The sequence below is a fragment of the Limosilactobacillus walteri genome, assembly GCF_014830205.1.
Taxonomy (GTDB): Bacteria; Bacillota; Bacilli; order Lactobacillales; family Lactobacillaceae; genus Limosilactobacillus; species Limosilactobacillus walteri.
Genome location: NZ_QORN01000031.1, coordinates 1 through 20,696, shown reverse-complemented (window position 1 = coordinate 20,696; position 20,696 = coordinate 1). Strand labels below are relative to the sequence as shown.

Genomic DNA, 20,696 nt, shown 5'->3' with positions numbered 1-20,696 from the left:
ATGGAAATGGAAGAAATTTTCGATAAGCTTCAAGCGGTTGCTGACCGATATGATGAATTAAATGAATTAATTAGTGATCCTGAAGTTATTGCTGATTCTCAGCGTTTTATGAAGCTTTCCAAAGAAGAAGGAAGCTTGCGAGAAACAGTAGAAAAGTATAATCAATATAAAAAAGTTACGCAAACCGTCAATGATGATGAAGAATTATTACGAGAAACTAATGATGATGACTTGGTTGCCTTAACTAAAGAAGAACTAGCAGAAGCGAAAGAGGAACAGGCGCAGCTAGAAAAGCAGCTTGAAATCCTCTTGATCCCTAAAGATCCTAATGATGATAAGAACATTATTATGGAAATTCGTGGTGCTGCTGGTGGGGATGAAGCTAGTCTTTTTGCGGCTGATCTTTACAATATGTACCTCCACTATGCAGAAAAACAAGGATGGAAAGTTGAAGTTGTTGACCGTAATGAGACTGAGGTCGGTGGATTTAAGGAAATTGCCCTCATGATTACCGGGGATAAGGTCTACTCTAAGCTTAAGTTTGAAAATGGCGCTCATCGGGTTCAGCGTGTTCCGGTTACTGAATCCGCTGGCCGGGTTCACACATCTACTGCCACGGTCGGTGTGATGCCGGAAGCAGAAGACGTGGATGTCGATATTGATCCGAAAGACATTCGTGTTGATGTCTACCGTTCAAGTGGTGCTGGTGGACAGCACGTTAACAAGACATCTTCAGCGGTGCGGATGACCCACCTTCCAACAGGAATTGTGGTCGCAATGCAAGATGAACGATCTCAGCAACAAAACCGTGCTAAGGCGATGCGAATCTTAAAGTCACGGGTATATGACTACTACCAACAACAAGAACAGAGTGCATATGACCAAAAACGAAAAGATGCCATTGGTACTGGTGACCGTTCAGAACGGATCCGGACATATAATTATCCGCAAAATCGGGTTACTGATCACCGAATCGGCTTAACCCTAAATAAGTTAGATAAGATTATGGCGGGCGACTTAGATGAGATTATTGAAGCACTGATTGTAGCTGATCAAACGCAAAAGTTGGAGCAATTACGGAATGAATAATTTTACGCCACAAAATTATTTTATGGCTCAACGGTGGGCAAAAGAGCAACTTAATGGTACGGATGTCGACCCTCATGCCCCGCAATTCTTACTCCAACAACTACACAACTGGGATGCCACCCATTTACTGTTGCATAACCGTGATCAAATGCCAGATAGTGAAGCAGAGTGGTGGCATAGTGCAATTAAAAGGCTGCTTAATCATGAGCCTGCTCAATATATTGTTGGGCAGGCCCCGTTTTATGGTCGTACATTTAAGGTGAATAAAAATGTTTTAATACCTGAAGCAGAAACGGCCGAGTTAGTCGAATGGGTATTGGCAACAACGCCGCCTGATCCATTAAAAGTGCTTGATTTAGGAACTGGCAGTGGCGTTATTGGGATTACATTAGCACTAGAGCGCCCTAGTTGGGATGTAACTCTAAGTGATATTTCTTCGGCTGCCCTGAACGTTGCCAGACAAAATATGACCACCTTTGGATTAAAGCTACCTTTAATCCAAAGTGATTTATTTGCTAACATTTCCCAACAATTTGATTTAATTGTAACCAATCCGCCATATATTGACCGAGCTGACACTGATATGATTGATCAAGCCGTGTTAGCTAATGAACCAGCATTGGCCCTATTTGCAAATGAGCATGGGCTCGGTTTTTACCATCGGTTATTTAAGACAATAGGCCGCTATCTACGGACTAATGGTCAATTATTCGGTGAGACTGGTTATGATCAGGAAGAATCAATTCAAGTTTTATTACACCAAACTGACAAACACGCACAGATATGTCCACGACATGATGTGGCAGGAAAAATGAGGATGATACACGCATGGGATTTTTCAGACGCAGGAGGAAGATAGTAAGAATGGATACACGGATTTTTCGAAATGGTGAAACTGATCAAGCAGCTGTAGCGATAAAACGTGGTGAATTAGTTGCCTTTCCAACGGAAACCGTCTATGGTCTAGGCGCAGATGCAACAAACGAAGCAGCAGTTAAAAATGTTTATCTTGCAAAGGGACGCCCGAGTGATAATCCATTAATTGTTCATGTTAATTCAATCGCGATGGTTGAAAAATACGCCGCCGAGATTCCTGATAATGCTCGTAAACTAATGGCAAAGTTTTGGCCCGGATCCCTAACAATTATTTTAAAAATCAAAAAGAACGCTCTTTCTAAAACGGTAACTGGCGGTTTAAAGACGGTGGCTTTTCGTTTTCCAGATTGTCAACCAACCCTTGACTTAATCGAAAAAGCAGGAGTTCCAATCGTTGGGCCTTCTGCTAACACTTCCGGGAAGCCTAGTCCAACAACGGCTCAGCATGTATATCACGACTTGCATGGTAAAATTGCTGGGATTCTTGATAACGGCCCAACACGGGTAGGAGTAGAGTCAACGGTTCTTGATATGTCAACGGATCAACCAGTAATTTTACGACCGGGCGCAGTGACAAAGAAAGATATAGAAGCGGTAATCGGATCAATTGATCTTAATCATCACAAGGTTGGTAAAAATGAAACTCCTAAGGCGCCTGGAATGAAATATAAGCACTATGCACCTAAAGCACAGGTGTACATTGTCGATACAGATACTGACTGGGATAAAGTCGTTGCCTGGATTAAAGAACAACCATTTGACGTTGGGATGATGGCTGAAGAAAAGATTTTGCAACAAGAAGTCTCGCCAATGAATGCAATTCAGTTTTCGTTAGGAAAAAACGTTCAAGATGCAAGTGCTCGTCTTTTTGATGGATTACGTCAGTTCGATGACCAGCCAAATGTTAAGGCAATTGTAACGCAAGCATTCCCTGCTCATGACCTCGGCGGTGCTTATATGAACCGGCTAAACAAGTCAGCGGGTGGGATGCATTTTAATCAGACTATCCTAAAGTAAGCATATAAAAACTTGTTAAGTTTTTTTGTCACGCCTTGCTTTTTCTGGTAGAATAGTGGAGAAATTCAAAGGAGTGTATTTTAGCATGGGTAAATTTGAAGTTATTGATCATCCGCTGATTCAACACAAGTTAACAATGATTCGGGACAAAAATGTTGGGACAAAGTTTTTCCGGGAAACTGTTAAGGAAATTTCAACGTTAATGGCATATGAAGTTGCACGTGATATGCCATTAAAAGACGTTGAAATTGAAACCCCGATTGCTAAGACGACTCAAAAGGAACTTGCGGGGAAAAAGGTTGCAATTATCCCAATTTTGCGGGCTGGTTTAGGAATGGTTGACGGGATGACGGACCTCATTCCTGCAGCGAAGATTGGTTTTATTGGCATGTACCGTGATGAAGAAACCTTAAAGCCTCACGAATACTTTGTAAAATTGCCAAATGATATTACTGAACGGCAATTATTTATTGTTGACCCCATGCTTGCTACTGGTGGTTCAGCAATGATGGCAATCGAAGCATTAAAGAAGCGTGGCTGCCAAGAGCAAAATATGAAATTTGCTTGCTTGGTTGCTGCTCCTGAAGGTGTTAAGGCAGTTCGTGAAGCATACCCTGATGTTGATATTTATACTGCTGGATTAGATGACCACCTTAACGAAGATGGTTATATCGTTCCAGGATTGGGTGATGCAGGTGATCGCCTCTTTGGTACTAAGTAATTTAAGTTTAAAGCTATGGTAGAGATGCCGTGGCTTTTTATTTTTTAAATATCGTTTTGCGCTGAAACGGCTTTCGCTTATAATAAGTAATATAACAGAAAAGAGGGATCAATAAATGGAGATCCGTATCAACGGTATTGCAGCCAGTGATGGGGTTGGCATTGCGCCGGCTTATTTACTAACGAAGCCAAATCTGAGTTTTGAAAAGTATCATATTAGCGATGTAACTGCAGAAAAGCAACGATTACATAATGCGTTTGATGATATTGTAATTAACTTAAAAACAACTAAAAAGAATTTAACAGGTAAGCTTAGTGATGAAGACCTTGCAATTTTTGATACTCATATCGCAATACTAAATGATCCAGAGATGATCAAACAGGTTGAAACAAGAATAACGAACCAACGTTTAAATGCTGAATCGGCCTTTACCGAAGTGATTTTAAAAGCAATCCGAACACTTCAGGCAATGACTGGTAATGAATACATGCAGGAACGAGCGGCTGACTTTCAAAATATCCATGACCAGGTACTTGCAAAGTTAGAAGGGAAAGAACTTCCCAACCTTCGTTCACTAGATCACCCGGTAGTTGTAGTTGCTCATTCAATTGGTCCTTCAGATACGTCACAAATGGATGCACGTTTTGTTAAAGGAATTATTACAGATCTCGGGGGCCGAACAAGTCATGCCGCAATCATGGCACGATCATTACAGATACCGGCGATTGTTGGATGTAATGATGTTACTGACCGGGTTGAGAACGGTCAAGAAATGATTATTGATGGCTTTGAGGGGAATGCTATAATTGATCCTTCATCTGTAGATATTGAGCAGTATCAAAAAATTGCTAATAAGTTTATGAATATTCGTGAACAATGGCAGCAAATGATTGATCAGCCGTCTGTGACAGCGGATGGACATAAGTATAAAATAGCTGCTAATATTGGTTCTTCAGTTGATATTTCCGCAGCAATTGAAAATGGTGCGGACGGTGTTGGTCTTTTTCGGACAGAATTCCTTTATATGAAAAGTGATCACTTGCCAACAGAAGATGAGCAGTTTATAGCTTATCGGCGAGCGGTAGAACAATTAAATGGAAAACGGCTAGTGGTGCGGACTCTTGATATTGGTGGCGACAAACCGCTTCGTTTTATGCCTCTTCCTAAAGAAATGAATCCTTTTTTAGGCTATCGTGCAATTCGGATTGCGCTTGATCGTCCAGCGATGTTTAGGACGCAGTTGCGGGCGCTGTTACGGGCATCTGAGTACGGTAAAATCAGTATTATGTTTCCAATGATAACTACGCTAGAGGAATTACAAGCGGCAAAGAAGATTTATTATGAAGAACAGGCAAAATTGGCTGTTAATCATCCGCAAATCGGCCAAGATATTCGCTTGGGAATGATGATTGAAGTGCCGCTTGCTGCTCTTAATGCCGACCGGTTAGCTTCTGAAGTTGATTTTTTTAGTATTGGCACGAATGACTTAATTCAGTATTGTTTTGCTGCTGATCGTGGTAACGATGCAGTTTCGTATCTCTATCAACCATTAAATCCGACCTTCTTAAAACTAATTAAACATATTATTGACGCTGGGCATACCCATAATACAGTTGTTGCAATGTGCGGAGAGATGGCTGGCGATCGGTATGCGTTGCCTTTATTGATTGGGATGGGATTAGATGTTTACTCAATGAGTGCCAGTTCAATTCTTCGGACGCGATCAATGATGAGAAAACTTGACCGTCAAAAGTGTGAGGAACTTTATCAAGAGGCAATTACAACTTGTGATTCAATGCCTGCGGTAAAAGAACTAGTCCAAAAATGGCTATTAGAAAATTAACAAAAGGATTTAGGAAAAGTAAAGATTATTCCTAGATCCTTTTTTTACTGGGAGTTAATAGTAAAATAGCAATAGTTTTGCTTTTTATAAGGAGGGGACAAGATGTGGCTAAAGGGTTCTGGACGGAGCAAAAAAAATGGCTATTAATTGCCTTAGTAATTATTGGAGGAGGAATTCTCTTTTTTACTAGCCATAATGAGCGGTTTTATCAGCAACCAATTGCAAAGGTAATTAGTGAAAAAACAACTGGAAAACGAAAAACAAAGGATCAGTTTGAAAATGTTGACCACCAATACAACCAGCAGTTAAAAGTTAGAATGATGAATGGAAAATATCAGGGGCAGGTATTAACAGTTCAAAATACTTATAGCGACTCACAGCCCATGGACCAACGTTACCGCGTTGGAAATGATATTTTTCTAACTCAAGTTCGTAAACAAAACGGAAAACTTTCCGCCAATGTTGATGGCTATAAGCGTGATACCGTTATTGTTTTCTTACTTTGGCTTGTTACTTTAATGTTGTTATTATTAATGGGACATGCAGGATTACTTGCGCTTATTAGTGTAGTGATTAATGCAATTTTATTTTTAATTGCAATTGAAATTGACTTAAAGCAAAATGGTCAGCATATAATGTTGCTTTTTAGCGTACTCGCAATTATTTTTACTTTTATTAGCCTATTGCTAGTTCTTGGCTTTAGCAAACGGATGCTTGCGACCTTTGCAGCCACCGTTATTGGTACATTTGTTGCCTTAGGAGTAAGTGTTTTAGTATTTAGTTGGACGCATGAACGAGGCGTTTATTATGAATCGATGGAATATGTTACTCAGGTACCGCGACCGCTGTTTTTGGCAGAAACTTTACTAGGTTCGTTAGGAGCAGTAATGGATGAGTCAAGTGATATTATCGCCACCCTTTTTGAATTAAAGCAACTGAACCCACAAGTAACCAGAAAGCAATTATTTATATCGGGACGTAATGTTGGAAAATCAATCATGGGACCACTTGTGAATGTCCTTTTCTTAATTTTTATGGTTGATACATTTACCGGAAGCCTTTTATATATTAAAAATGGGAATTCGTGGGGCTATACTTATGCGATGAATATGAGTTTAGGAACAATTCAAAGTCTTATTAGCGGGATTGGAATTGTTTTATCGGTTCCGCTTGTTAGTCTTTTTGGCGCATTATTATTAGGAAAGGGGACCCGCAAATGACAACAATTACCGGTTTAGGGTTAGTCCTTCTTATCTTGATGGTTCTCGTTGGTGGCAAGCAAGGTTGGACCGCCTTTTTGAGTTTATTGCTTAATTTTGGCTTTCTTTATTTTGCAATTATTTTAGTGGCATTTCATGTTCCGCCGCTTTTTGTAACGGTGACTATTGGGATTACAATTTTAGCGATAACGATTTTTATGGGTGAGGATGATTTGCGGACGACAATTACTGCCTTTTATTCCTCACTAATTGTGTTGGGGTTAATCCTTATTTTGATTTTTGCTGTTGAACATTGGGCGATGGTTCAGGGATTTGGCACTGAAGATAGTGATGAATTAGAAGGAATGTCAATCCTCATTGGGATTAGCTATTTAAAGGTTTCCGTCACCACCACGATTTTGAGTACGCTCGGGGCCATCGCTGAGGCTGCCATGGCAATCGCGTCAGGACTAACTGAAATTCTTGAAAATCATCCCGAACGAACAAATCGGCAGTTAATTCATAGCGGGATGGCAATTGGCCGCCAAATAATTGGTACGACTTTTAATACATTATTTTTTGGCTTCTTTGGCGGCTTTTTAGCGTTATTTATTTGGTTCTTAGGTCTGCATTATTCATTTGGAACAATTATGAATAACAAAATTTTTGTAGCAGAAATGATTGAAATTTTGATTTCATTTATCGGGGTTCTAATTACTGTCCCAATGACTGCGTGGGTAATGACGAAACGACGAAAATCAGTTGTTGACAATTCAATGAAAACAAAGTAGTATACGAATAACTTATAAATAGACCTTTAAGTGAAGTCCCGTGAGGCTTCAAAGGTACGGATAAATTCAAGATAGCCTTTTTAAGGAGGCTATTATTAGGATGAGACGACTTTGGAGCACGGTTTCCAAGGTCGTTTTTTCTTAGGAGGATCTTATGGCACATCGTGATAATGTGGTGTTGGATGTTGATGAGCGTCCCACACCGGGACATTGGTTTGGCTTATCGTTACAGCACATGTTTTCAATGTTTGGCTCGACAGTTTTAGTACCGATTTTAGTTGGATTGAACCCCGGAATTGCGCTATTTAGTTCTGGAGTTGGCACGCTAATGTACTTGCTTATTACAAAACACAAAATTCCAGCTTATATGGGATCTAGTTTTTCGTTTGTTGTTCCAATGATGGCATTGATGAAAACGACTGGTTATCCAGGGATTGCCCAAGGGACAATTGCTGTTGGGTGTGTTTATTTAGTTGTGGCCGTAATTGTATCAAGGATCGGTTCCAAATGGATTGATCGGGTTTTGCCACCGATTGTTGTTGGACCGATTGTTGTCGTGATTGGTCTCTCATTGGCTGGTACTGCGGCCAAAGATGCGACTATTAACGCAACAACTGGGCATTATGACTTACGATTTTTTGCTGTAGCCATGTTAACGATGGTGGTGACAGTAGCGTTTAATATGTATTTTAAGGGCTTTTTAGGCTTGATTCCGATTTTGATGGGGATTGTTGCCGGTTATGTTATCGCGGTCTTGTTTGGGGTCGTTAATTTTACACCAGTTATGAAAGCACATTGGTTTAGTTTGCCAGCATTTCAACTACCATTTATTAGTTATCATCCGCAGCTTTACTGGGGAGCAATTTTAAGTATGGCGCCCATTGCCTTTGTTACAATGACAGAGCATCTTGGTCATATTATGGTCTTAAACGAACTTACAGAACGAAATTATTTCAAAGATCCTGGCTTAAATCATACCCTTGCAGGCGATGGAACTGCTTCAATTATTGCTGGTTTTGTTGGTGGACCGCCAGTTACTAGTTATGGTGAAAATATTGGGGTAATGGCAATTACACGTGTTCATTCTGTTTATGTTATTGCGGGGGCTGCTATTTTTGCGATCTTTTTTAGCTTTATTGGTAAGTTAAGTGCATTAATTGAATCTATCCCTTCGCCCGTAATTGGGGGGATATCGTTTCTATTATTTGGGGTAATCGCATCGAGCGGATTACGAGTGATGATTGAAAATAAGATTGACTTTAATGAAAAGAGAAATTTAATGATTTCGTCAGTTATCCTAGTTATTGGAATCGGTAATGCTTATTTACAATTAGGTAAGTATCAGTTTTCTGGGCTGGCAGTAGCTGCAATATTGGGGATCGTGATGAATTTGATTTTACCGGCAAAAGCCAAGAGCGAAGTATAAGGTATTAATGTAGCGGGCACTTTAGCCTGCTTTTTCGTTGCTTTAAAAGACAAAAACAAAAGAAAGGTTCAATGAAATACAGATTGAAATAAAAAGTTTGTAAAATATCTAAAAAGCGCTTTCTTATTAGTATTATCAGTCGATTAGTAGGGGGAGTTATTGCCAATATTTTTTTGAATTTTAATCAAATTAATGATATATTAACATTCGTAACTTGGGGTAGTTCGTTTTATTTGCAACGTTCGTCCAATTTACAAGCCAAATTATTGTTATAAGGAAAGAGGTGGAATATGAATGGGCGGTGATGCTTTAACTTTTAAGCTTTTCGGACTCACTTTCAATACAACGAATATTGTTTCTGGACTGATTATCTACGCAATCGTGTTCTTCACTCTTTACGGGATGTCACGAAAGATCCAAATGAAACCTACTGGCGCACAAAACGTATTTGAATGGCTAGTAGATTTCACTAACGGAATTGTACGAAGTCAGATGCCAGCATCGGAACAAGGACATTATAGTTTCTTTGCGTTTGTTTTGTTTGTCTTCATCTTCTTTGCTAACCAATTCGGTTTGATTTTCCAATTCCATTGGAACGGGGCTGAAATACTTAGAAGTCCAACGGCAGATCCAGTTGTTACGTTAACCCTTTCTTTGATGGTAATGGTATTAGCCCATGCTGCTGGGGTAGCTCATAATGGTCTTGGTGGATATCTTAAAGGGTACACTAAGCCGTTTACTTTAATGCTTCCTGTTAATATCATCGAAGATTTTGCTAACTTCTTAACTCTAGGTCTCCGTATCTTTGGTAACATTTTTGCCGGTGAACTTTTGATGAGTTTAATCGCCAACATGGCATTCTCACATGGGGCCTTGACCATTATTCCAGGATTGATTTTGGAACTTGCATGGCAAGGATTCTCCGTATTTATTGGTTCAATTCAGGCATATGTCTTTGTAACATTAACGACGGTTTATATTTCTCGGAAGATTTCCGAATAATAATCCCTAAGGAGGAATTTTAAAATGGCATTAGGAGCAATTGCTGCAGGACTCGCGGCTATGGGTGCCGCTATCGGTGGTGGTATCGGTGACGGTATCTTAATCGGACACACTGTTGACAGTATCGCACGTCAACCAGAATTACAAAGTAGATTACAAGCAACGATGTTTATTGGTGTTGGTTTGATTGAAGCCATGCCTATTATTGCCATCGTTATTGGCTTCCTTGTTATGAACAAGTAATTATTTTAATTGAGTTTTTAATTTTAAGATAAGGAGGTGTCAATAGATGTTTGTAAACAGTGTGTTAGCTGAATCAAACAGTTTATACATTGGTGACTTAGTATTCTACATCGTTACTTTCATTATCTTGATGTTATTGGTAAAGCATTTTGCTTGGAAACCGGTAACAGACATGATGAAAAAGCGTGCGGACAAGATTGCTAATGACATTGATAATGCTGCTCGTTCACGTGAAAGTGCTGAAAAGATGGCTGCTAAGCGTCAAGCTGAGTTACAAAATTCCCGTCAAGAGGCTGCTGAGATTGTAAGCAATGCTAAAAAATCAGGGGAAACTCAACGAGCACAAATTGTCGAAACGGCACAAAAAGATGCACAAGCTCTCAAGCAACAAGCACAGCAAGATGCTGAACAAGCACGTCGCGATGCATTAAACAGTGCTAAGGATGACGTTGCAAACTTATCTATTGAGATTGCTTCCAAACTCATCCAAAAAGAATTAAAGGCAGACGATCAAAAACAATTGATCGATTCCTATATTGAAGGGTTGGTAGAACATGAGTCTTGATAAGAAGACAGTAGCTGAGCGTTACGCAAAGGCACTGTTTGAATTGGTCGATGCTGATAACGAACTCGATCAAACTTATCAAGAATTAATTGCTTTACGCCAAGTCTTTGAGGACAACGAGGGATTGGACACCGCACTTGCGGGGGTTCAACTGTCACTTGATGAAAAGAAATCATTGATTGAGAATTTAAAGCAGGGTGCTTCAAAGTATGTTGCAAACTTAATTCAAATGGTTTTTGATTACGGCCGCATCGACTGCATGGTCGCAATTATTGATGAGTTTGAACGGCGGTATGACCGTAAAAAGAAACGGATGCATGCTGACGTTACCACAGCGATCCAACTCGATAAACAACAAGAGGATCAACTAAAAGCAAACCTTGCACAACGCTTTGGCGCTAATGAAGTTACTTTAACTGAACATGTTGATCCAGAAATTTTAGGTGGGGTTATTGTCCATGTTAATAATAAGACATTGGATGGTAGTCTCAGCTCAAAGATTAAGCAAATTCGTCGTTTACTAGTTAGATAATTAGATAAATAGATCTTTTTTCAAAGAGGTGAGACCTTTATGAGCATTAAAACTGAGGAAATCAGTTCACTCATCAAAAAACAACTCGCCAACTACCAAGATAAAGTATCTGTCGAAGAAACGGGTACTGTTACCTACGTTGGTGATGGGGTTGCTCGTGCCGATGGCTTAGATAACGCTATGGCAGGTGAGTTGCTCGAATTTAATAACGGGGTCTACGGAATGGCTCAAAACCTCGAAAGTAATGATGTTGGTATTGTTATTTTAGGAGATTACACAGGCATTCGGGAAGGCGACACCGTTAAACGGACGGGTCGAATCATGGAAGTACCCGTTGGTGATGCATTATTAGGACGGGTTGTTGACTCATTAGGACGTCCAATTGATGGCCTTGGTGAGATCAAGACGGATAAGACTCGCCCGATTGAACGTAAAGCTCCAGGTGTTATGGAGCGTAAGAGTGTTAGTGTGCCACTTCAAACTGGTATTAAGGTTATTGATGCCTTAGTTCCAATTGGTCGTGGACAGCGTGAATTGATTATTGGTGACCGTAAGACTGGTAAGACTGCCATTGCTTTGGACACTATTATTAACCAAAAGAACCAAGACGTAATTTGTATTTACGTAGCGATTGGTCAAAAGGAATCAACCGTTCGGGCTAGTGTTGAAACCCTTCGGAAATATGGAGCCCTAGATTACACAATTGTTGTTTCTGCTAGTGCTTCTAATCCTGCACCAATGTTGTATATTGCACCATATGCAGGAGCAGCGATGGGTGAAGAATTCATGTTCAATGGTAAGGATGTATTAATTGTTTATGATGATCTTTCAAAGCAAGCTGATGCTTACCGTGAACTTTCATTGATTCTTCGCCGGCCTCCTGGTCGTGAAGCTTACCCTGGTGATATTTTCTATACTCACTCACGGTTGCTAGAGCGTGCTGCTCGTTTGTCTGATGATCTTGGTGGAGGTTCAATGACTGCCTTGCCAATTATTCAGACGCAAGCAGGTGACGTTTCCGCATATATCCCAACTAACGTTATTTCTATTACTGATGGACAGATCTTCTTGGATTCAGATGAATTCTACGCAGGTCAACGGCCAGCCATTGATGCTGGTACATCAGTTTCGCGTGTTGGTGGTGACGCACAGGTTAAGGCAATGAAGAAAGTTGCTGGTACATTACGTTTGGATATCGCTTCATACAACGAATTGGCATCATTTGCCCAATTCGGCTCTGATTTGGATGCAGCTACGCAAGCCAAATTAGCACGTGGTCAACGGACAATGGAAGTCTTAAAGCAAGGCTTACATGATCCGCTACCAGTAGAAGAACAAGTTGTAACATTATTTGCTCTTTCTCGTGGCTTTATTGATAAGGTCGAAATTGAGGATGTTCAACGCTATGAAAGTGAATTGGCTGCTTACATGCATGCTAACCACCAAGACCTCTACGACACCATTAAGAAGACTGGTAAGTTACCAGAAGGCGATGACTTGCAAAATGCTGTTGCGAAGTTCTCTGAATCATTTCAGGGGAGCAAAGACAACAAGCAAGTTGCCGAAGAAAAATAGTTAATAATGATTAGTCGAAAGGACGGTGAGATTTAGTGCCAGCTTCACTCGCTGCAGTTAAACATAAGATTGATTCCACAAAAAGTACACGCCAAATTACTTCGGCGATGCAAATGGTTTCAACCGCAAAACTGAATCAAATTCAACACCACACTCAGACCTACGAAGTATATGCTGAGAAGGTTAAGCAAATGTTGTCTGATCTGGTTAAATCTCACAGCGCAACATCTGCAGCTTCGCAAGATGATGTTTACGCTGCACTGTTTAAAAAGCGCGCAGTTAAAAAAACTGGGGTGCTTGTGATTACGTCTGACCGGGGTTTGGTTGGTAGTTACAATAGTAATATTATCAAACAGACGCTAGATATGATGGCTAAGCACAATCTTGATAAAGACAACACCGTTTTCTTGACGGTTGGTAAGACAGGAACAGAATTTTTTAAGAAACGCGGCATGAATGTCGTTTATGAATATTCAGGCGTTAGTGATGTTCCTACTTATCGTGAAGTTCATAGCATAGTAAAAACTGCTGTTCAAATGTACAGTGACCAAGTATTTGATGAGATGTACATGGTTTATAGCCATTATGTTAATCGAATTACATCAAAGGTTATTGTACATGATGTACTTCCAATTACGGAAAAATCATTACTCGATGATGATGAGCTTAGTGCTGAAAGTAACCAAGAACTAAATAATTCTGAAGTAAGTACTGCTCATGTTTCAGCTGAGTATGAGTTTGAACCGTCAGATACGGAAATCATTTCTGCGTTGGTAGCTCAATACGCAGAAAGTTTGATTTATGGAGCGATTCTCGATGCTAAAACATCAGAACACTCTTCAAGTGCTAATGCAATGCGTTCAGCGACAGATAATGCCGATGATATTATCTCAACTCTCGAATTGCAATATAACCGAGCACGGCAAGCTGCCATTACCACCGAAATTACAGAAATTACTGGTGGTATGACAGCCCAAGAATAATATTTCTAACGTAGGAGGAAACAACATGAGTTCTGGTAAAGTTCTACAAGTTATCGGACCAGTTGTTGATGTTGAATTTCCCTTAGACGAAAAACTTCCTGAAATTAACGACGCTTTGAAGATTAAGGAAAGCGATGGCAAGGTTTTGACGACTGAAGTTGCCCTAGAATTAGGTGATGGAGTCGTTCGGACAATTGCCATGGACGGTACTGATGGTCTTCAACGGGGTATGGAAGTTGAAAACACTGGTGCATCAATTAGTGTACCAGTTGGTGACGATACTCTGGGACGAGTATTTAACGTCTTAGGTGAACCTGTTGACAACGGACCGAAATTTGGTCCTGATGCAAAGCGGATGCCTATTCACCGTGATGCACCAAAGTATGATGACTTAAACAATGCTACCGAAATTTTGGAAACAGGGATCAAGGTTATTGATCTGTTAGCTCCATATGTTCGTGGTGGTAAGATTGGTCTATTCGGTGGTGCCGGTGTTGGTAAAACTGTTTTGATTCAGGAATTGATTCATAATATTGCTCAAGGTCATAATGGTATTTCAGTATTCACGGGTGTTGGTGAACGTACTCGTGAAGGTAATGATATGTACTATGAAATGAAGGCCTCTGGAGTTCTTGAAAAGACGGCCATGGTTTATGGTCAGATGAACGAACCACCGGGTGCCCGGATGCGGGTTGCCTTGACTGGGTTGACGATTGCGGAATACTTCCGTGATGTAAAAGGTCAAGATGTTCTTCTCTTTATTGATAACATTTTCCGGTTTACACAAGCGGGTTCAGAAGTTTCTGCTCTTTTAGGACGGATTCCTTCTGCCGTTGGTTACCAACCAACATTAGCTACTGAAATGGGTCAGTTGCAAGAACGAATCACTTCTACCAAGAAGGGTTCAATTACGTCTATTCAAGCCGTTTATGTTCCTGCCGATGATTATACCGACCCTGCTCCAGCAACTACCTTTGCTCACTTGGATGCAACTACCAACTTGGAACGTCGATTGACTCAAATTGGTATTTATCCTGCCGTTGATCCACTTGCTTCAACTTCAACAGCCCTTACCCCTGAAATTGTTGGGAAAGAACACTATGAAGTAGCTACTCAGGTTCAGCATGTTCTGCAACGATACCATGAACTTCAAGATATCATCTCCATTTTAGGTATGGATGAATTATCTGATGAAGAAAAAACTATCGTTGCTCGTGCACGGCGGATTCAAAACTTCCTTTCACAAAGCTTTAGCGTTGCTTCTCAATTTACCGGTTTACCTGGTAAGTATGTTCCACTAAAAGAGACAATTAAAGGCTTTAAGGAAATCCTTGCTGGTAAGTATGATGATCTTCCAGAAGAAGCATTCCGATTAGTTGGACCAATTGAAGACGTTGTTGAAAAGGCAAAGAAAATGAAAGCTGATACTGACGAAAATAGCTCAGAAGACTAGGAGGGATAATTATGGCTGAAAATACTTTTAAGGTCACTATTATTACTCCAGATGGCACCGTCTATGATAATGATAAGGTCACAATGCTCGTGATGAACACTGCGGGTGGACAAATGGGTGTTATGGCCAACCACGTACCATTAATTGCTGCGCTAGAAATCAGTACAGTCCGAATTAAACATTCTGAGGGCACTGATGAAGTTGCTGCTGTTAATGGTGGAATCATTCAATTTGATGGTCATAACGCTATAATCGCAGCTGATAGTGCTGAAATGCCTGAAGCAATTGACGTTGAGCGTGCTCAAAAAGCTAAGGAGCGCTCTGAATCTGCTATTGCAGAAGCAAAGAAGAAGCATAACCAAAATGACTTGTCACGAGCAGAGGTTCACCTCAAACGTGCTATTAATCGTTTGAATGCTTCTAAGCAACGCAATATTTAGGCAAATTAAATTTTGAGAATATTAAAGGGATTGTGACGAATGTCATTAGTCCTTTTTTTTTGCTTCAAAATGGATCTTATTTAATATAACGTTAAGCTTTTTTATAAAACAGTAATTTAATGGTGTGATATGATATGATTAAATTTAGTTTAAAAGAAGGTGATCGATTGCAAATTACAGGTTTGAGGGCACTAATAGAGATTGTTGTCCAGTTTGCCTTTGTTTGGTTAGCGTTTGCTGCTATTCAAGGTATTCACTTTGAGCGTTTTTTTAACCGACCACCACGAACATTACCTTTACTTATTGTTTTAATGGCCACTGGGCTAGGATATTTATGTGCAACATTTTTTCTCAATATCCTAAGCGCAATTGGTAACTTGACCTATTTAATTCGATAGTTATTACTGGAGGAACTTATGGAGAAGATTATTGTCAAGGGTGGACAACGATTAGCTGGTCGGGTAAGAGTTGAAGGAGCAAAAAACGCTGTATTGCCGATTCAAGCAGCTGCGATTCTTGCTTCAAGTGGAAGTATCCAATTATCCAATGTCCCGATTCTATCAGATGTAACAACAATGAACCAGTTGTTGCGGTTTTTAAATATAAAAGTCAACTTTGATGAAGAGAACCACTTATTAGCATTGGACGCTTCTAACCCAGTATCGTCTGAAGCGCCATTAGAGTATGTCAGCCGAATGAGAGCATCGATGGTTGTATTAGGCCCGTTACTTGCTCGAACTGGTCATGCTCAAATAGCCTTGCCAGGTGGCTGCGCAATTGGTTCTCGACCGATTGACCTTCATTTAAAAGGACTTCGTCAATTAGGCGCGGTTATTGAGCAGCATGACGGCTATTTAGAAGCTCATGCTGAGCATTTAATTGGTGACCATATTTACCTTGATTTTCCTAGTGTCGGAGCGACACAAAATATTATGATGGCGGCGACTCTTGCTCAAGGAATAACAACGATTGAAAACGCGGCAAGTGAACCAGAAATTGTTGATCTTGCAAATATGCTTAACAAAATGGGTGCTCGTGTTCATGGTGCGGGGACAGAAGTTATCCGCATTCAAGGTGTTAATTTCTTACATGGGTGTGAACACTATGTAATGCCAGACCGGATTGAAGCGGGAACATTTATGATTGCGGCTGCTGTTACTAACGGAGACGTCATTGTTGAGGGTGCAATTGCTGAACATAATTCTTCTTTAATTGCAAAATTAGAAGAAATGGGTGTAACAGTGGTTGTTCAACAAGATGGGATTAGGGTGTTAGGGACATCGGTTTTGCTGCCGACTAATATTAAGACGCTTCCATATCCTGGCTTTCCGACTGACCTGCAGCCCCAGATATCTGTTTTACAACTGTTAGCGAATGGGACAAGTACTCTTGATGAAACTATTTTCGAAAAGCGCTTCATGCATCTTGAAGAATTACGCCGGATGAATGCTGAATTCCAGATTAATGGACCAGTTGCGGTTTTAAATGGACCAACACATTTTAGCGGTGCAGAAGTTGCGGCTTCTGATTTGCGAGCAGGCGCGGCATTAGTTTTAGCTGGACTTGCTGCGGATGGGATTACCCAAGTACGTAATCTCAAATATATTGATCGTGGCTACTATCATCTTCACCAAAAGTTACGGCAATTAGGGGCAAAGATTGATCGGATTGACGTTGACGATAAAATTAAGTTAGCTGTAAAGTCAGCTAAAAATAAAACAAACCAAGATTAGAGAAAAGGTGAAATCATAAGCGACTTCTGCCTTACTCCCTATTTTGTGGTATAATTACGAACGATATTAACGAGTTTAGTGTTAACACTTAACTAGCTAGAAGGAGAAGAAATTAATGGCAAAGGATATTGGAATTGATTTAGGAACTGCCAATGTTTTGATTTATGTTCAAGGCAAGGGCATCGTTCTAAATGAACCGTCTGTTGTTGCGGTTGATACAAAGACCAATAAAGTATTGGCTGTTGGATCGGAAGCTTACCGGATGGTTGGGCGAACACCAAGCAACATTCGGGCTATTCGTCCATTAAAAGATGGTGTTATTTCTGATTTTGATGTTACTCAAGAAATGCTTTCTTACTTTATTGGTAAGTTGAGTGTCAAAGGGTTTATGTCAAAGCCAAATATTATGATCTGCGCGCCAACTAACATTACGGAAATTGAGCGTAAGGCGATTATTCAGGCTGCTGAGCAATCAGGAGGCGGAAAAGTTTACCTTGAATACGAACCTAAAGTTGCCGCAATTGGTGCTGGCTTAGATATTTTTAAGCCCCGTGGAAACATGGTAATTGATATGGGAGGCGGTACTAGTGATATTGCAATCCTTTCATTAGGTGACATAGTTTCTAGCCAATCAATTCGGATGGCTGGTGACAAGATGAATAGTGATATCGCTTCTTATATTAAAAATAAGCATGGCTTAGTGATTGGTGAACATACTGCAGAAAAAATTAAGATGGAATTAGGAACAGCATTACGTGTTGATGATCCTGAAACAATGGACGTTCGTGGACGTGATGTGGCAAGTGGTATGCCAAAGCAAATCACTGTAAATGAAAATGAGATTGAAGAAGCGTTACATGATACGCTTGAACAAATTGTTTCAGCTGCCATCAATGTTTTGGAGACTATTCCTCCTGAGCTAGCTAGTGACATTATTGACCGCGGAATAATGTTAACCGGTGGTACTTCATTACTAAAGGGAATTGATCAATTATTTAGTGCCCGTTTAAAGGTACCGGTTGTTGTATCTCAAGACCCATTGGACAATGTTGCCAAAGGTGCAGGTGAAATGTTGGAACGGATGCAAAAGACAGAACGGAAGAAGTAATTATACGTGGTAAGGATATTGTGTAAGTTGATCCGCTGGTACCAGCAGGGGATTTCAGCACGCCGCCCGTATCGGGTTTGTCGGTTTATGCCAACCTGTTCAGAATATATGTTAGAATCCCTTCAACGGTTTGGAATAAAGGGGATTCTGTTAGGACTATGGCGGATTCTACGTTGCCAGCCTTTCTCTCATGGCGGCTATGATCCTGTACCAAATCATTTTACTTTTCGTCGTCAGTAGCAATAATAGTTATTAAGGGTGAAAAAGTGTCAAAGAAAGATAAAAAAATAGAAGTCAGCGTTAAAGATATTGAACGTCGTAATCAACCTGTTCAGCAGATTTTTATTGGTGACCGGTTGATTGGGGAAGTCGTAACTGATAATGAGCGTTTCAAAGCGATGCTGATAGGCAGTCAGAGCGAATTTTATGTTCGTTCGCAAGAAGAAGGATTGGAAATGGTCCTTCAACAATATCATCTTCACCAGCATTAGTTTGGTGAACCATCCTCTTTGATTAATAATTTGTAAAGGAGTTTGGTAATGCAACGTTCACAAAATGATGTTGAGAGTCGGATTGATTGGGGAATAATATTTTGTGTTCTCTTACTAGCATTAATCGGATTAGCATCGATTTATGTAGCAGCAGTCCATGACCGGCAGCAAACTAGTGTAGCACGACAAGTTATTACACAATTAGTTTGGTATGCTGTTGGGACAATCTTAATTGTCGTAATTATGCAGTTTGATGCCGAGCAATTGTGGAAACTAGCACCAATTGTATACTGGTTAAGTGTGTTTCTGATGTTTGCTATTCTGGTATTTTATAGTCGGGCATATTATGCAAGTACAGGAGCAAAAAGTTGGTTTGCAATTGGTCCATTTACCTTTCAACCATCAGAAATAATGAAACCAGCTTATATTTTGATGATGGGCCGGGTTATTACAACTCATAATAATCGCTATAGCGTTCATACAATTGATTCAGATTGGAAACTAATTGGAACAATGTTTTTATGGTTATTACCAATTTTGATTTCATTAAAATTCCAAAATGATTTTGGGACAGGATTGGTTTTCTTTGCAATCTTTTGTGGAATGATCCTTGTTTCTGGAGTTACGTGGCGGATCATTGCTCCGGCAGCCACAGCACTGGTTGTTATTGGTGGATCTGCCCTAGCGATGGTAACAAGTAATGTCGGACGACAGATTCTTGAACATATTGGTTTTCAAGCTTATCAATTCGATCGGGTTGATACTTGGCTTCATCCAGAACAGGATACGACAAACCAAGGTTATCAACTTTGGCAAAGTATTAAAGCTGTTGGATCTGGTGGTATTACAGGTACTGGTTTTAATAACTCGAAAGTATATGTTCCGGTTCGTGAGTCCGATATGATTTTCTCAGTTATTGGTGAGAATTTTGGCTTTATTGGTGGAGTTTTATTAATCTTAATTTATTTATTGCTGATTTATTTAATGATTCGGGTAACATTTGATACGAAAAATGAATTTTATGCGTACATTTCAACTGGAGTTATTATGATGATTTTATTCCACGTTTTTGAGAATATTGGAATGAACATTGGCTTGTTACCACTAACTGGTATTCCATTGCCATTTATTAGTGCTGGTGGGTCTTCATTAATTGGTAATTTAATTGGGATTGGAATGGTAATGTCAATGCGTTACCACCACCATTCATATATGTTTAGTAGTAACCGAGATTTTAGATAATGGGGATGTATAAAATGGCAAAAAGTTATTTTTGGGTAAAGGAACAAGCTGACGGTACCAAGCGCGTAGGCTTAAATGATACTGGTCGAGATGAGCTTGGTGCGGTAAGTTTTGTTGATGTCCCAGCAGCTGGGACAACGCTTAAGCACAATGATAAATTTATTGCGGTTGAAGCAGAAAAGGCAGTAACGGATGTTGATAGCCCTATTGATGGTAAAATCGTTAAAATCAATGAAGGCATTATCGATGATCCAGCTGGATTAAATTCAACTGATGAAGCCAAAAATTGGATTGTAGAAGTTAAAGATTAAAAAAACGGTTGAGGGAAAATCCCCCAACCGTTTTTAATTAATGTCTTTAGACCTAG

Annotated in this window: 23 protein-coding genes; all 23 read left to right on the top strand. The window is 40.0% G+C overall.

Annotation, left to right across the window (positions count from 1 at the left end; all coding sequences use genetic code 11):
- The first annotated feature begins 6 nt into the window (after positions 1 to 6).
- The 23 genes from prfA to DTK66_RS08070 all read left to right on the top strand — a co-directional run bounded on the left by prfA (position 7) and on the right by DTK66_RS08070 (position 20,640).
- A complete protein-coding gene (gene prfA / locus DTK66_RS08180; protein ID WP_172971266.1) occupies positions 7 to 1,089 on the top strand; it encodes a peptide chain release factor 1 in 1,083 nt (360 codons plus the stop codon).
- Positions 1,082 to 1,948 carry a peptide chain release factor N(5)-glutamine methyltransferase gene (gene prmC / locus DTK66_RS08175; protein ID WP_191668347.1) on the top strand — a complete coding sequence of 289 codons (867 nt, stop codon included), beginning with the start codon at positions 1,082 to 1,084 and terminating at the stop codon, positions 1,946 to 1,948. The genes prfA and prmC overlap by 8 nt, the downstream gene beginning before the upstream one ends.
- Positions 1,949 to 1,953: 5 nt before the next feature.
- On the top strand, positions 1,954 to 2,982 hold the full coding sequence (locus DTK66_RS08170) for an L-threonylcarbamoyladenylate synthase (RefSeq protein WP_191668346.1): 1,029 nt from the start codon (positions 1,954 to 1,956) through the stop codon (positions 2,980 to 2,982).
- 85 nt (positions 2,983 to 3,067) lie between these two features.
- Positions 3,068 to 3,703, top strand: a complete 636-nt coding sequence (gene upp, locus DTK66_RS08165; RefSeq protein WP_153930433.1) for a uracil phosphoribosyltransferase — start codon at positions 3,068 to 3,070, stop codon at positions 3,701 to 3,703.
- Between the two features lie 115 nt (positions 3,704 to 3,818).
- A complete protein-coding gene (gene ptsP / locus DTK66_RS08160) occupies positions 3,819 to 5,546 on the top strand; it encodes a phosphoenolpyruvate--protein phosphotransferase (protein WP_153930432.1) in 1,728 nt (575 codons plus the stop codon).
- Positions 5,547 to 5,650: 104 nt separating this feature from the next.
- A complete protein-coding gene (locus DTK66_RS08155; RefSeq protein WP_191668345.1) occupies positions 5,651 to 6,766 on the top strand; it encodes a YibE/F family protein in 1,116 nt (371 codons plus the stop codon).
- Positions 6,763 to 7,536: a YibE/F family protein gene (locus DTK66_RS08150; RefSeq protein ID WP_191668344.1), complete on the top strand. Its 774-nt coding sequence runs from the start codon at positions 6,763 to 6,765 to the stop codon at positions 7,534 to 7,536. Before DTK66_RS08155 ends, DTK66_RS08150 begins: the two co-directional genes overlap by 4 nt.
- 154 nt (positions 7,537 to 7,690) lie before the next feature.
- Positions 7,691 to 8,962, top strand: a complete 1,272-nt coding sequence (locus DTK66_RS08145; RefSeq protein ID WP_153930429.1) for a solute carrier family 23 protein — start codon at positions 7,691 to 7,693, stop codon at positions 8,960 to 8,962.
- 294 nt (positions 8,963 to 9,256) lie between these two features.
- Positions 9,257 to 9,964, top strand: coding sequence for a F0F1 ATP synthase subunit A (gene atpB / locus DTK66_RS08140; RefSeq protein ID WP_153930428.1), 708 nt, complete (start codon positions 9,257 to 9,259; stop codon positions 9,962 to 9,964).
- Between the two features lie 24 nt (positions 9,965 to 9,988).
- The gene (gene atpE, locus DTK66_RS08135; protein WP_003666561.1) at positions 9,989 to 10,207 is read left to right on the top strand and encodes a F0F1 ATP synthase subunit C; all 219 of its coding nucleotides are present in this window, start codon (positions 9,989 to 9,991) and stop codon (positions 10,205 to 10,207) included.
- Positions 10,208 to 10,253: 46 nt separating this feature from the next.
- The gene (gene atpF / locus DTK66_RS08130; protein ID WP_153930427.1) at positions 10,254 to 10,772 is read left to right on the top strand and encodes a F0F1 ATP synthase subunit B; all 519 of its coding nucleotides are present in this window, start codon (positions 10,254 to 10,256) and stop codon (positions 10,770 to 10,772) included.
- Complete coding sequence (locus DTK66_RS08125) at positions 10,762 to 11,304, top strand: F0F1 ATP synthase subunit delta (protein ID WP_153930426.1); 543 nt, start codon at positions 10,762 to 10,764, stop codon at positions 11,302 to 11,304. The genes atpF and DTK66_RS08125 overlap by 11 nt, the downstream gene beginning before the upstream one ends.
- A gap of 39 nt (positions 11,305 to 11,343) precedes the next feature.
- Positions 11,344 to 12,879, top strand: a complete 1,536-nt coding sequence (atpA, locus tag DTK66_RS08120) for a F0F1 ATP synthase subunit alpha (RefSeq protein ID WP_153930425.1) — start codon at positions 11,344 to 11,346, stop codon at positions 12,877 to 12,879.
- 35 nt (positions 12,880 to 12,914) lie between these two features.
- Entirely contained in the window at positions 12,915 to 13,862 is a 948-nt protein-coding gene (locus DTK66_RS08115; RefSeq protein WP_191668343.1) for a F0F1 ATP synthase subunit gamma, read from the top strand.
- Between the two features lie 25 nt (positions 13,863 to 13,887).
- The gene (gene atpD, locus DTK66_RS08110; protein ID WP_153930424.1) at positions 13,888 to 15,315 is read left to right on the top strand and encodes a F0F1 ATP synthase subunit beta; all 1,428 of its coding nucleotides are present in this window, start codon (positions 13,888 to 13,890) and stop codon (positions 15,313 to 15,315) included.
- Between the two features lie 11 nt (positions 15,316 to 15,326).
- Entirely contained in the window at positions 15,327 to 15,755 is a 429-nt protein-coding gene (locus DTK66_RS08105) for a F0F1 ATP synthase subunit epsilon (RefSeq protein ID WP_153930423.1), read from the top strand.
- A gap of 134 nt (positions 15,756 to 15,889) precedes the next feature.
- Complete coding sequence (locus tag DTK66_RS08100) at positions 15,890 to 16,153, top strand: DUF1146 family protein (RefSeq protein ID WP_153930422.1); 264 nt, start codon at positions 15,890 to 15,892, stop codon at positions 16,151 to 16,153.
- 18 nt (positions 16,154 to 16,171) lie between these two features.
- Complete coding sequence (gene murA, locus DTK66_RS08095) at positions 16,172 to 17,488, top strand: UDP-N-acetylglucosamine 1-carboxyvinyltransferase (RefSeq protein WP_153930421.1); 1,317 nt, start codon at positions 16,172 to 16,174, stop codon at positions 17,486 to 17,488.
- A 115-nt stretch (positions 17,489 to 17,603) separates the two neighbouring features.
- Positions 17,604 to 18,596 (top strand): rod shape-determining protein, encoded by a 993-nt coding sequence (locus DTK66_RS08090; RefSeq protein WP_153930420.1) that lies wholly within the window; start codon positions 17,604 to 17,606, stop codon positions 18,594 to 18,596.
- Between the two features lie 6 nt (positions 18,597 to 18,602).
- Positions 18,603 to 18,836 (top strand): membrane protein insertion efficiency factor YidD, encoded by a 234-nt coding sequence (gene yidD, locus DTK66_RS08085; protein ID WP_191668342.1) that lies wholly within the window; start codon positions 18,603 to 18,605, stop codon positions 18,834 to 18,836.
- 26 nt (positions 18,837 to 18,862) lie between these two features.
- Positions 18,863 to 19,087 carry a DUF2969 domain-containing protein gene (locus DTK66_RS08080; protein WP_191668341.1) on the top strand — a complete coding sequence of 75 codons (225 nt, stop codon included), beginning with the start codon at positions 18,863 to 18,865 and terminating at the stop codon, positions 19,085 to 19,087.
- A 48-nt stretch (positions 19,088 to 19,135) separates the two neighbouring features.
- A complete protein-coding gene (locus DTK66_RS08075; RefSeq protein ID WP_191668340.1) occupies positions 19,136 to 20,329 on the top strand; it encodes an FtsW/RodA/SpoVE family cell cycle protein in 1,194 nt (397 codons plus the stop codon).
- Positions 20,330 to 20,343: 14 nt separating this feature from the next.
- Positions 20,344 to 20,640 (top strand): glycine cleavage system H family protein, encoded by a 297-nt coding sequence (locus DTK66_RS08070; protein ID WP_153930417.1) that lies wholly within the window; start codon positions 20,344 to 20,346, stop codon positions 20,638 to 20,640.
- Positions 20,641 to 20,696 lie beyond the last annotated feature (56 nt).

What these genes read in the sequence shown, in the direction of transcription:
- prfA (WP_172971266.1), top strand. Translation starts at nt 7, where the DNA reads ATGGAAGAAATTTTCGATAAGCTTCAAGCGGTTGCTGACCGATATGAT.
- prmC (WP_191668347.1), top strand. Translation starts at nt 1,082, where the DNA reads ATGAATAATTTTACGCCACAAAATTATTTTATGGCTCAACGGTGGGCA.
- DTK66_RS08170 (WP_191668346.1), top strand. Translation starts at nt 1,954, where the DNA reads ATGGATACACGGATTTTTCGAAATGGTGAAACTGATCAAGCAGCTGTA.
- upp (WP_153930433.1), top strand. Translation starts at nt 3,068, where the DNA reads ATGGGTAAATTTGAAGTTATTGATCATCCGCTGATTCAACACAAGTTA.
- ptsP (WP_153930432.1), top strand. Translation starts at nt 3,819, where the DNA reads ATGGAGATCCGTATCAACGGTATTGCAGCCAGTGATGGGGTTGGCATT.
- DTK66_RS08150 (WP_191668344.1), top strand. Translation starts at nt 6,763, where the DNA reads ATGACAACAATTACCGGTTTAGGGTTAGTCCTTCTTATCTTGATGGTT.
- DTK66_RS08145 (WP_153930429.1), top strand. Translation starts at nt 7,691, where the DNA reads ATGGCACATCGTGATAATGTGGTGTTGGATGTTGATGAGCGTCCCACA.
- atpB (WP_153930428.1), top strand. Translation starts at nt 9,257, where the DNA reads ATGGGCGGTGATGCTTTAACTTTTAAGCTTTTCGGACTCACTTTCAAT.
- atpE (WP_003666561.1), top strand. Translation starts at nt 9,989, where the DNA reads ATGGCATTAGGAGCAATTGCTGCAGGACTCGCGGCTATGGGTGCCGCT.
- atpF (WP_153930427.1), top strand. Translation starts at nt 10,254, where the DNA reads ATGTTTGTAAACAGTGTGTTAGCTGAATCAAACAGTTTATACATTGGT.
- DTK66_RS08125 (WP_153930426.1), top strand. Translation starts at nt 10,762, where the DNA reads ATGAGTCTTGATAAGAAGACAGTAGCTGAGCGTTACGCAAAGGCACTG.
- atpA (WP_153930425.1), top strand. Translation starts at nt 11,344, where the DNA reads ATGAGCATTAAAACTGAGGAAATCAGTTCACTCATCAAAAAACAACTC.
- atpD (WP_153930424.1), top strand. Translation starts at nt 13,888, where the DNA reads ATGAGTTCTGGTAAAGTTCTACAAGTTATCGGACCAGTTGTTGATGTT.
- DTK66_RS08105 (WP_153930423.1), top strand. Translation starts at nt 15,327, where the DNA reads ATGGCTGAAAATACTTTTAAGGTCACTATTATTACTCCAGATGGCACC.
- DTK66_RS08100 (WP_153930422.1), top strand. Translation starts at nt 15,890, where the DNA reads ATGATTAAATTTAGTTTAAAAGAAGGTGATCGATTGCAAATTACAGGT.
- murA (WP_153930421.1), top strand. Translation starts at nt 16,172, where the DNA reads ATGGAGAAGATTATTGTCAAGGGTGGACAACGATTAGCTGGTCGGGTA.
- DTK66_RS08090 (WP_153930420.1), top strand. Translation starts at nt 17,604, where the DNA reads ATGGCAAAGGATATTGGAATTGATTTAGGAACTGCCAATGTTTTGATT.
- DTK66_RS08075 (WP_191668340.1), top strand. Translation starts at nt 19,136, where the DNA reads ATGCAACGTTCACAAAATGATGTTGAGAGTCGGATTGATTGGGGAATA.
- DTK66_RS08070 (WP_153930417.1), top strand. Translation starts at nt 20,344, where the DNA reads ATGGCAAAAAGTTATTTTTGGGTAAAGGAACAAGCTGACGGTACCAAG.